The organism is Pseudomonas syringae, assembly GCF_021606685.1.
GTDB lineage: Bacteria > Pseudomonadota > Gammaproteobacteria > Pseudomonadales > Pseudomonadaceae > Aquipseudomonas > Aquipseudomonas syringae_R.
This window is the reverse complement of sequence record NZ_WKCB01000130.1, coordinates 1-8133: the sequence shown is the minus strand read 5'-3', so window position 1 is coordinate 8133 and position 8133 is coordinate 1. Positions and strand designations below refer to the sequence as shown.

General features: G+C 64.0%; 6 protein-coding genes. 4 read left to right on the top strand and 2 right to left on the bottom strand.

What is annotated here, in order from left to right; translation table 11 throughout:
• Nucleotides 1-1809: ATP-binding protein (locus GIW02_RS26600; RefSeq protein WP_236422202.1), on the bottom strand; the 1809-nt coding region annotated here is incomplete at its 3' end.
• A gap of 187 nt (nt 1810-1996) precedes the next feature.
• On the opposite strand from GIW02_RS26600, the gene GIW02_RS26595 reads away from it, so the two are divergent.
• From GIW02_RS26595 to GIW02_RS26585, 3 genes are all read left to right on the top strand, one after another.
• Nucleotides 1997-2533, top strand: coding sequence for a cupredoxin domain-containing protein (locus GIW02_RS26595; protein ID WP_236419528.1), 537 nt, complete (start codon nt 1997-1999; stop codon nt 2531-2533).
• Nucleotides 2534-2817: 284 nt separating this feature from the next.
• Nucleotides 2818-4080, top strand: coding sequence for a hypothetical protein (locus GIW02_RS26590; protein WP_236419526.1), 1263 nt, complete (start codon nt 2818-2820; stop codon nt 4078-4080).
• A gap of 80 nt (nt 4081-4160) precedes the next feature.
• The gene (locus tag GIW02_RS26585; protein ID WP_236419525.1) at nt 4161-4787 is read left to right on the top strand and encodes a glutathione S-transferase; all 627 of its coding nucleotides are present in this window, start codon (nt 4161-4163) and stop codon (nt 4785-4787) included.
• A 74-nt stretch (nt 4788-4861) separates the two neighbouring features.
• On the opposite strand, the gene GIW02_RS26580 is transcribed toward GIW02_RS26585, so the two are convergent.
• Nucleotides 4862-6598, bottom strand: coding sequence for an OPT family oligopeptide transporter (locus GIW02_RS26580; protein ID WP_236422201.1), 1737 nt, complete (start codon nt 6596-6598; stop codon nt 4862-4864).
• A gap of 166 nt (nt 6599-6764) precedes the next feature.
• On the opposite strand from GIW02_RS26580, the gene GIW02_RS26575 reads away from it, so the two are divergent.
• Nucleotides 6765-7886, top strand: a complete 1122-nt coding sequence (locus GIW02_RS26575; RefSeq protein WP_236419878.1) for a lactonase family protein — start codon at nt 6765-6767, stop codon at nt 7884-7886.
• The last annotated feature ends 247 nt before the right edge of the window (nt 7887-8133 follow it).

The window sequence follows — 8133 nt, the reverse complement described above, 5'->3', positions numbered from 1 at the left end:
CCCCAACACCTCCACCGCAAACGGCTTGGTCAACACCCCCATCCCCGGCTCCAGCTGCCCATAGCCCATCACCGCGTTCTCCGCGTAGCCGGTGATAAACAGCGTCTTCAACCCCGGCCTCAACTCCCGGCCCGCCTCTGCCATCTGCCGGCCATTCATGCCGCCTGGCAGGCCTACGTCGGTCACCAGCAAGTCGATGTGCACGTCCGATCTCAACAGTTTCAGGCCCGCGGCGCTGTCCGCCGCTTCGATCACGGTGTAGCCCAGCTCCCCGAGTACGTCCGAGAGCAGCATGCGTACGGTGGATTCGTCGTCCACCAGCAAGACGGTTTCGCCGTGTTGCGCGACCTCGAGAGGTGCCTGGCCCGGCGCCAGTTCATCGAGGCTGGCCGCGCCGTGGTGGCGTGGAAGGTAGAGGGACACGCGGGTGCCTTCGCCGACGGTGGAGTGCAAGTGCACCTGGCCGCCGGACTGTTGGGCGAAGCCGTAGATCATCGACAAGCCCAGGCCGGTGCCCTGGCCGATAAGCTTGGTGGTGTAGAAAGGCTCGAAGGCGTGGGCCATGACGTCCGGCGGCATACCGGTGCCGGTGTCGGTGACGCTCAGGCACAGGTAGGCACCTTCGGCGAGGTCGAGGGCGCGCGCGGCGTTGCGGTCGAGCCGGCAGTTGCTGGTTTGCAGGGTGATGCGCCCGCCTTGGGGCATGGCGTCGCGGGCGTTGATGCACAGGTTGAGCAGCGCGTTTTCCAGTTGGCTGACGTCAACGAAGGTGGTCCAGGCGTCGGGGGCGCCGACGGTTTCGATCTGGATGCCGGGGCCGGCGGTGCGTTGAATGAGTTCGGCCATGCCGTACATCAGGCTGTTGACGTTGGTAGCACGCGGTTCCAGGGTTTGACGGCGCGAGAACGCCAGCAGGCGCTGGGTGAGCACGGCGGCGCGTTTGGCTGAGCTTTGCGCGGCGACCATGTATTTATCCACTTCGCTGAGGCGGCCCTGGGTGAGGCGGCGGCTCATCAGTTCCAGCGCACCGGAGATACCGGCCAGCAGGTTGTTGAAGTCATGCGCCAGGCCGCCGGTGAGCTGGCCCACGGCTTCCATCTTCTGCGACTGGCGCAGTTGTTCTTCGGCCTGCATAAGCATGGCGGTGCGCTCGGCCACGCGCTGTTCGAGGGTTTCATTGAGCGCGCGCAGTTGGGCCTGGGCTTCGCGCAGCGACTCGTCGGCGAGGGTGCGCTCGAGCAGGTCGGCGGCCTGGCGCGCAAGGATGTCGAGCAGGCGCAGGTCACGCTCGGACGGTTGGTGCGGCGTGTTCCAGTGGGTGGAGATCATGCCGAGCAAACGCCCATCGCGTGACAGCAACGGGGTGGTCTGGGCCGAGCGAATACCGGCGCGGCGGAAGGCCAGCAGGTCTTCCGTCTCGGCGATGTCAGGCCATTGTTCGAAGTCGGGGATGATTGCGCGCTGGCCGAGCTGCAACGCCATGGTGCAACTGCTATAGGCCAGCGGACTCACCCATTGCCAGAACCCGACGGCCTCGGGCGGCAGGCCGCGCGAGCACAACAGTTGCAGCTCGCCGCCGTGCCCCGACGGATGCTCGTGGGGGCATAGCAACTGCATGGTGCCACATTGCGCACCGGTGATGGACACGGCCGCGTCGACGATCTTGCCGTAGAGGGCTTCGAGTTCTTGTTCGGCGATCAGGTCCAGGCTGATGCGGTGCAGGAACTCAATGTCGGAAAGGGCCGTCTCCGATTCAAGGGAGGTGCCACGCGGAAAAGCCGCCGGAAAGGCGGTGCGGAGGGTTTTCATGGTGGCACCTGGGAGGTATGGCGTTGAGCTACTAGTAGCGTATCAGCAAAGCTGTGCCCTCGCGAAGTGCCGAGACGTTTGGTAAGGGCTGCCACGCTGTGCGGTTATTCACCTGGCTGATACAGCGCTGCCATCGGCTTTGCCAGGCTGTTAATCTGCGCAATTGACCTCGCATGGAAGCAACCTCATGAATACCCTGTCGCGCCCGTTTAACTCACTGTTCTGTATCAGCCTGCTGGCCGCACTCACCGGCTGTGGCGCGTTGACGGATGTGCGGTCGTTTTCAACCCCCTACTCAACACCGGCCGGTGGCGACACCGTGCGCTTGCGGGTCATCAGCGATGGCATGGTCAGGGGCGTGCCCAACTCCAACTGCATCAACTTCCGCCTGCCTGGCGCGGGTGTGATGGTGGCGCAGCGTGACGGCTACGCCAACCGCAATGGCGAAACCCTGGGCATGGCGCCCGTCGAACGCTACTCGGACGCCACGGTGATGAGTGAACTGCAGGTGCCCGCCGGGCAGCCCATTGCGTTTCACTACATCGGCAACCGTTGCTACAACATGATCAGCTTCGTGCCTGAAGCGGGTATGGACTACGAGCTTGACGCCGCCGGGCGGTACAAGTGCGGGGTGACGCTCAAGCGCATGCTTGTGGGACACATCGAGGGCAAGTCTGTGCCGTTGAGCGAAAGCAAGCTGTGCAATTGGGGCGATAATTTCTAGGGTGACTCAGGGGGAGGACGTGCAATACCAGGGCGCCGCACCATCAACCGTTACCCGATGATCTGCTTGACGGCATTGAAGCCCCACCTTCCCTGTGGGAGCTGTCGAGCTTCAGCGAGGCTGCGAAAGCGGTGCGTCAGGCGATAAATACGCTGGCAATGCCGCCGCCTTCGCAGCCTCGCTGGGGCTCGACAGCTCCCACAGTTGATCGGCGTTGCGATAGCGCGGCGGACGTTATTTCCGTGATAATGCCCGCCCACGCCCCGATACGGAAATCCTGCTTTATGAAGTTGCCCGCGTCCGCCCTGCTCCTCGCCTCAGCCCTGCTCGCGCCTGCCATCGCCCATGCCGACGACGCCGCGCTGACCGACACACTCAAGGCATTCACCCGCTGCGACGCAACCTTCTTCAGCAGCCTGAACACCCACCGGGACGCCTGGCAGGCCTACGCGCCGCTCAAGCAGGAAAAAAACTTCAGCTGGATCGCGGTCAAAAACCGCGCCGACCGCCAGGCCAACTCGGTGCCAATCAGCGCGCCGCCGATTGGCGGTTTGAAGCTGTTGTCGTACGCCGACGAGGCCACCGACCTCGGTTCGCTGGGGCTCTACTATTACTGGGGCTTCGTGGTGGAAGGCACTGTCGACGAGGTGGCCCAGCGCCTCGCACCGCTGCTGGAGCAACCGGCGCGCCTGCAAAAAGGCGACGGCGAATATATCCGCAGTGAACTCAAGGTCGGCGACCGCTGGCAGGCGATCAAGCCGCGCCCCGGCACGGCCCCGGGCACCCGCAACGTCGAACGCGTGCTGCTGGTGGAACCGGAAGGCAAGCAAGGCACGCAATCGCGCATCAGTTGCTCGGTGCAGGGTGGCGTCGATGCGGCGCTGCTGGTCTGGTTGCGTCCGGACATCGCGCCGGTTGATTACCCGCGCACCGTGGTTGAGCCGAGCATCAATGATGTCGCCGTACCCGCCAACGTGTTGCAACGCCTCGACTCAGCGCTGTTGCAGCCCAAATTCAAGACGTTGAACTACACCTACCAGGCCACCAAGAGCGATGGCAGCAAGGACACCCCGACCACGGTGAAATTCGCCGCCGCTGCCGGTGGTTTGTTGAACAAGGACGAGATCTACAGCGAGAACTTCCACGTCGAGCGCCTGGTGCAGGCGGACCTGATTCAGCTCAAGTCGAAGATGAATGGCGTAGGCGATGGCCAGGTCCTGCAAACCCGCGACATCGAGCTGAACGTACCCACCCTTTGGGCGCCAGGCCAGACATTGACCGCCCAACTGCGCATGGCCAACGTGCCGGGCAAGCCCACCGATACACCGATCGAAACCTCGCTGACCTGCCAGGTCGGGCAGCGCTTCCCGGCGCAGCAGGTGTTTGCCTCGTTGACCGGCGACGCGATCAAGCTTGAGTGCGACCAGGGCGACTACAAGACCTCGCGCGCGTTTATCGAAGACCTGGGCGTGGCCCTGACATTGGAAACCACGTCGAGCAACATGCGCTCGGTGTATGAATACAAAGCGCTCAACGTGGTGCGTTGATCGGCCCACACGCCGATTGAAGGCACTCTACGACGGCGCAGCAGTCTGTTGCTGCACACCCCTTGCCCAGCGGAGTTCTCATGATCATTGTTCACCACCTCAACAACTCGCGCTCACAGCGCATTTTGTGGCTGCTTGAAGAGCTTGGCCTGCCGTACGAGATCAAGCGTTATCAGCGCGACCCGAAAACCAACCTCGCACCGCCGGAACTCAAGGCGATCAATGCGCTGGGCAAATCCCCGGTGATTGAAGACGGTGCCACTGTGGTGATCGAATCCGGCGCCATCGTCGACTACCTGATTCGCCGCCATGGCGACGGCCGCCTGCAACCTGCGCCGACGACTGCCGAGTACGATCAGTACGTGCAATGGCTGCACTTCGCCGAAGGCTCGGCCATGCTGCCGCTGATGCTCAACCTCTACGTCGGCCGCCTGGGTGATGCCGGCGCGCCGTTGCACCCGCGTATCGAGTCCGAAGTGGCCAATTACTTGGGCTACCTCAACGACGCGCTGGCGCACACGCCCTACTTGCTCGGTGAGACGTTGAGCGGCGCGGATATCCAGATGAGTTTTATCGGCGAAATCGCCAAGGCCCAGGGCAAGTTGCAGGCGTACCCGAACCTCGCGGCGTGGGTGCAGCGCTTCCAGGCACGGCCTGCGTATCGCCAGGCGCTGGAACAGGGCGGCGAGTACGCGTTTGCCAAGTAAGTAGCCGGTTAAAACAACCAGGGCCGTCGGTGGGAACAGGCTTGTCTGCTCCCACCGGGGCTGCGCACCAGCCGCTAGTTCACCATCTGCCACAACGACGCCCCCACCCCGGTGATGCTCTCCCCGGCAATCAGGCCTGCCGCCGCCGTAATCGCGAAACGCTCGGTGATGCTCGGCCACCGGCAGCTCACCAGCCAGGTCAGTATCGCGCCCAGCGCCATCATCAGCGACACCGATGCCGGCAGCACGAACGCCAGGCCCAACGCCGCAGAACTTGGCAAATACCGCGCGCGCTGCGCAGGCAACAGGCTGTCGAGCAGCCCCAGCAACACCCCCACCACACCGGCCAGGGCAATCGCCCAGCGAATGCTTACCGACAATGAATCGAGCCCATGGGTCAGGGTTTGCGCCACGGCTTTCCAGGTCGCCACCGCCGGCGCGGGCCACTCTTCGGTGAGCAACATCGATTGCGGGTCGGGAATCAGCGCCAGGTATGCGAACACGCCGACGATGCTGCCAATGAAAATCCCCAGGATCTGTGCGATCACTTGCTTGCGCGGCGTAGCGCCAATCGCCTTGCCCACCTTGAAGTCGTTCATCAGGTCGGTGCATTGCCCGGCCGAACCGCCTGCGGTGTTGGCGCTCATCAGGTTGATCGGCACCTGCCCGGGCGCGACGATGCCGAAGCTCAGCTGCGACAGTTGCCCAATGGCGCCAATCGGCGGAATGCCGGTGGCGCCCACCACGCGCGCGGCCACGGCGGCCAGGCAGATCGCCAGGGGAATGGTCAGCAAGGCCATCCACAGGTTGATGCCGAACAGCAACGCCTGCAGGCCCACCACCAAGCCTATCGACAGCACAAAACCGGCGGCCGGTCCGGGTTTGGGCACGCTCCAGATCGCGCCGCCGTCGGCGCGGGTGGCGGTGCGCAACGCCCACAGCCGAATCACCAACGAGGCCAGGGTCGAACACACCATCAGGCTCACGCCGGGCCACAGCAACCACTCCACCAGAGCCGCGAATTGCGGTCCGGTACTGCCCGGCGGCACGCTTACCAGGCCCTGTGCCAACAGCCACGGGCCCAGGCCGCCCCAGGCGAGCAAGGCGCCGAGCAGCAGGGTCAGGCCTACGCGAATGCCGATGATGCCGCCAAACCCCAGCAGCAACAGTGAAGGGTCGGCGGTAAAGGTCAGGCGCTCCATCGCAGGGCTCGGCGACCAGCGCGGGAAGGCCCACATAAAGGTGTCCAGCCACTTCACCAACCCGGACAGCAATGCAGCGCTGAGCAGCACCTTGAGGCGCGTCGCGGCTTCGCGGCCATGGTTGTAGATGTGCAGCAGGGTTTCGAGGGTGGCCATGCCTTCGGGAAATTTCAGCGCCTTGTCGTTTAGCAACGAGGGGCGCAGGTACCAGGCGATCCAGATGCCCAGGAAACTCACCGAGAACACCCAGGCGATCATCGGCAGCGCGTCCAGCTGGTTGCCGGTCAACAGGGTGTAGGCCGGGATCGGCGCCACCAGCCCGCCGGAGATGATCGACGCGGCCGCCGACGCGACGGTCTGGTTGATATTGCTTTCATGCAGCGTCCACGGCAGTTGCTCGGGCGAGCGCTTGGCCAGGCCTTGCCAGATCGCGTAACCGACCAGCAACGCGATGATCGACATGTTGAAGGACCAGCCGATCTTCAACCCGGCGTACACATTGGAGGGCGTCAGCAGGATACCGAGCACGGTGCCGGTGATCACGGCACGCAGGCTGAGTTCGCGTTCGACGGGGCCGTGCAGGGGGGCCGTTGGCGACGGTGAAGGCATGCGGATTCCTTTCGGCAATGAACAGGGCGACCTTACAAGTGAGCCCTGCAGGCGCTGAAGGTTCACCTCGCCATGACCTCGCGACTCGCCCGCGCAAACAACCGTTGCCGAGATTCACAGACAGTCATACGATGACTGACCACAACCATAAAAATAAGGATCTATCGTGAGTAAACCCCTTCTCATGGCCGCCGCCGTCGTCTGTGGCCTCAGTGTGCAGGCACACGCCGCCACCTTTGCGTACATCTCCAGCCCCGGCGATGGGCTGATTTCCCAGTACCGTCTCGACGAAAGCAACGGTGCGCTGAGCCTGGTCGAACAGATCACGGCGGGCGATCAGGTCAACCCGATGGCCCTGAGCCCCGACGGTAAAACCCTGTATGCGGCGTTGCGGGTCAAACCGTTCCAGGTCCAGGCGTTTGCCATCGACCCGGCCAGCGGGCATTTGACGCCGCAGTCCAAGGCGCCACTGGCCGAGAGCATGGCGTACCTGGCCACGGACCGCGCCGGGCGTTATCTGCTTGCCGCGTCTTATGGCGCCGACACGCTCAGCGTGCAGCCTGTGAAGCAGGCGGAGCCAATCCTGACCTACAAGACCGGCCCGCACGCACACTCGCTGCGCACCGACCCGAGCAACCGTTTTGCCTACGCGGGCAACCTGGGCAGCGACCACGTGCTGCAATACCGCTTCGACGCCAACACCGGCGCACTCACGCCGATCGGCAGTGGTTACGTGAGCGTGCCGGCCAACACCGGGCCTCGGCACCTGGCATTTTCGGCCAACGGTAAATACCTTTACGTGGTCGGTGAAATGAGCGGCACCGTCACCGCGTTTGCCATCGACGGCAACACCGGTGCGCTCACGCAGATCGGCGTGGCCAATGGCATTCCCGAGCGCTTGAAGCTGGCCCACGGCGAAGTGCGCGATGCACGCAACAATGACTTGAAGGATGACCCGACGCCGCGCATCTGGGCCGCCGACCTGCGCCTGTCGCCGGACGGCAAGCTGCTGTTGATGAGCGAACGCACCAGCAGTTCGGTGTCGGCGTTTGCGGTGGATACAGCCACCGGCGGCCTGCGTTTTATCGACAACTACCCGGTCGCCGAAAAACAGCCGCGCAACATCGCGTTTTCACCCAACGGCCAGTGGTTGTTAGTGACCGGCGAGAAAAGCGCAACCGTCGGCACCTATGCGGTCAGCGCCAGCGGCGCCTTGAAGCGTGTGGGTGAGGCGGCGTCAGGCAAAGGCGCGCTGTGGATCGAAGTGCTGCACACCTCGGCGAAGTAATTCGCGCAGCGCCAGCGTCATCGGCGCCTCAAACTTAAACAGCACGCCCCCTCCCCCGTGGCGAGCGGGCTTGCCCGCGTTGGGCTGCGCAGCGGCCCCTCTAAAGGTGCTGCGTTTTTCCTGAAAGAACTCAGCACCCGGGTTTGGGGCTGCTACGCAGCCCAACGCGGGCAAGCCCGCTCGCCACAAAGGAGAGGGGCTGCAGCGCTCAGCCCAGGCGGAAGCGTGCGGTGTTGTCACTCAATGC